The following is a 2,537-nucleotide window of genomic DNA, read 5'->3' on the forward strand; positions in this document are numbered from 1 at the left end:
GCGGATTGCCCCTACCAACTACGCCGAAACGGCAACGAGCGCTCGGAACTGTTAGATGCTTTGTGTCACTGGGTTAATTCGGCTTAAACAATGCCTTAAGGCGGGGGATTCAATTCTGAGATTTTATAACGGGCAGGCAGTTTAAGGGTCGTGTGTGGGAGTCTTACACCGTGCATGTATTCTAGGTGAGCATCCCAGCATGCAATTAGGGGCTATAGCTCAGTCGGTTAGAGCCGCGGACTCATAATCCGCTGGTCCCGGGTTCGAGCCCCGGTGGCCCCACCCTTTGGGATTCTTATCACAAAGTGCCAGCGCACAGGGGGAGCCTTTGTAATCTGAAGAAGATTTATTTCTTCTCTTTCGGAGGTTCTCCCGATGTCTCGCTCTCTTGGTTTGATGGTAACTACTCTGGGCGCTGCCACACTACTTGTAGGCTGCGGTGGAGGAGATTCAGATTCTCAGCCCACGTCGGAGCCAACGACAACGGCGACGACATCGCAGACCACCATTTCCTCCTCTAGCTCGGCTACTTCCACGACTTCTTCTTCTACGCCAGCTTCTGAAGGAACCCCCTCACCGACGGAACCGGCAGCACAGCTAGAGGTAAGTCCGGCTCAGGTAACGGAAGAAACCGTCCAGCAACAAGAAGCATTTTTGGCTCCACCAGCGGGCGTCGATGCAAATGTCGATCCTGATGCAGGCGCCTACGTTGAACAGCCGGCTCCGGAAGCACCAGCTGTTGAGGAACAGCAGGCTCCAGCGCCGGCGCCAGCGGCTGCTTACTATCCGAACTGTGCAGCGGTTCGTGCTGCTGGTGCAGCCCCGATCTATGCGGGAGATCCTGGCTACAGCTCCGATCTCGATCGCGACGGTGACGGCGTAGCTTGTGAAAACTAGCTAAACGGCAACTGTTAAGGAGAAGGCATTTGCGCGGCGTCGCCAAGCATGTGCCCTTTCTTGTCGTGCCTGCCTAGTTGATAAATAGTGGCAGCAGGAACGCCATGCCGGTGCTCCAGACAAGGTGGAGCGTGGTGGTAGAAGAACAGGAAATTGGGCGCATCGTGTTCTTGGGTGGGCTGCGTCCTTCGGATGAAGAGCTCTCGGAGCGTCTGCAGGGCGCTATTGGTCCGGATTGGATTCGCCATGAGATTACGCCGATTTCGGTGCGCGATGTGGTCTTCTACCTGGCTAGCGCGGCGGAGCTACCAGCTGATGCGAATCGCACTTTCGATATTGGCGGCCCGGACACTCTGGAATACGCCTTCATGATGAAGGAGTACGCGAAGACGGAAGGTTTGTTGCCGCGCTTGGCGTTCTCCGCGCCGGTGACCACCCCGGAGTTGGCTGCTCGGTGGATTGCTTTGGTGACGCCGATTAAGACGGGCCTGGCGGAGCCGCTCATCGGCAGTCTGCTGCACAATACTGTGGCCAAGGAGCGCGACCTGGAAGAGATAGCCGCCACTACCGCAGCCTCAAACTCCCGAACTGGCAGCCGCCGGCCATCGCGTTCCCAATTGTCTGGACTGCGCTGTATGGGCCGGTGCGCTGACCGCAAGCTCTGCGGATTTAGTTCGTCGCGCCTGGAAGTCCGCACCTGAGCGCGGTGCGTTGCTAGCACCCTATGCGGCATGGACGGGCTTTGCCACCGAGCTCAGTGCGGAGATTGCGCGATTGAATCGCAGACACTAGCACTGCGACTGCGCTAGAGGATTGTGACCCGGCCATGCCAGAACGGCCCGCTATTTACGCTAAATGAGGCGCCGGAGTTGCGATCGCCGTCTTTTTCGCAGGTAAGGGTGTCGCCAGCGGAACCGATGCGGCAATCGACGTTGTAGGTCTGGCCAGTGGTTGGGCTGGTGACTGTCACGGTCGTTTTCGGGACGGCAGTGACATGGGGGTTGCTTTGACTGTAGGTGTAGGTCGCTGCGGTGGCTGCCTTGTAGAGCTCCGCTACATAGGCACAGGAACTCATGCTGCCAGGGCGAACGGTGATGTCTGCGGGGAAGTCGTAGCAGTCGGTTGAAGCGATGGCATCGCCGTTGGGATAGGTGTTGCTGCCAGACTGGGTATCTGGATTTGCGGCAGCCCCGCTAGCGTCTTGGGCGTTGGTGCCCTCACTGCGATTGGCCAGAGTTGGCTGTGGACCTTGATGTTCCTTTGCCGCGTTTTCGCTGGAGGTTGAACGGGCGTCGGATTGCGTAGCGCCGGCAGCTTGAGAAAAGGAGGTTTCCGGCAGTGTCTGGGCAGAATCTTCGCTGTTGTTGCTGCAGCCGGTCAGAAGAAGCGTTGCTGCAAAGGACAGGGAAAATAGGCGAGAAGAGAGTTTGTGCATAGGAGTAATCTAAGCCGATTGCCCAGCGCACTGCGGGAAAATGGGGAATCTTCCCTTACGTGCGTTCCTTGCCTAAATTCGGCTTCGCGGAGCGTGTCAAGTTTTTGTGTGGGGTTTGGTTTTCTTAGAGGTATTTATTGAAGCGGTCGGGGTAGGCCACAGCCATTTGGTGGGCCTGACCCCCGGAAAGTAGACACGTCGGGGG

At 57.6% G+C, this 2,537-nt stretch carries 3 protein-coding genes, 1 tRNA gene and 1 pseudogene; 4 read left to right on the top strand and 1 reads right to left on the bottom strand.

Annotated elements, in window-relative coordinates:
* Positions 1-208 precede the first annotated feature (208 nt).
* The 4 genes and pseudogenes from HMPREF2935_RS00735 to HMPREF2935_RS13780 all read left to right on the top strand — a co-directional run bounded on the left by HMPREF2935_RS00735 (position 209) and on the right by HMPREF2935_RS13780 (position 1,689).
* Positions 209-282 (top strand) — tRNA-Ile (locus HMPREF2935_RS00735).
* 93 nt (positions 283-375) lie between these two features.
* Positions 376-897, top strand: a complete 522-nt coding sequence (locus HMPREF2935_RS13385; protein ID WP_070731574.1) for an excalibur calcium-binding domain-containing protein — start codon at positions 376-378, stop codon at positions 895-897.
* A gap of 586 nt (positions 898-1,483) precedes the next feature.
* A pseudogene (locus tag HMPREF2935_RS13775) lies at positions 1,484-1,549 on the top strand (tryptophan-rich sensory protein); the annotation flags it as partial.
* The gene (locus HMPREF2935_RS13780) at positions 1,546-1,689 is read left to right on the top strand and encodes a tryptophan-rich sensory protein (RefSeq protein WP_083313149.1); all 144 of its coding nucleotides are present in this window, start codon (positions 1,546-1,548) and stop codon (positions 1,687-1,689) included. The pseudogene HMPREF2935_RS13775 and the gene HMPREF2935_RS13780, both read left to right, overlap by 4 nt.
* A 13-nt stretch (positions 1,690-1,702) precedes the next feature.
* Here HMPREF2935_RS13780 and HMPREF2935_RS00750 read toward each other — a convergent pair whose 3' ends face one another.
* Entirely contained in the window at positions 1,703-2,332 is a 630-nt protein-coding gene (locus HMPREF2935_RS00750; RefSeq protein WP_070731576.1) for a hypothetical protein, read from the bottom strand.
* Positions 2,333-2,537 lie beyond the last annotated feature (205 nt).

This window comes from Corynebacterium sp. HMSC076D02, assembly GCF_001813815.1.
Lineage (GTDB): Bacteria > Actinomycetota > Actinomycetes > Mycobacteriales > Mycobacteriaceae > Corynebacterium > Corynebacterium simulans.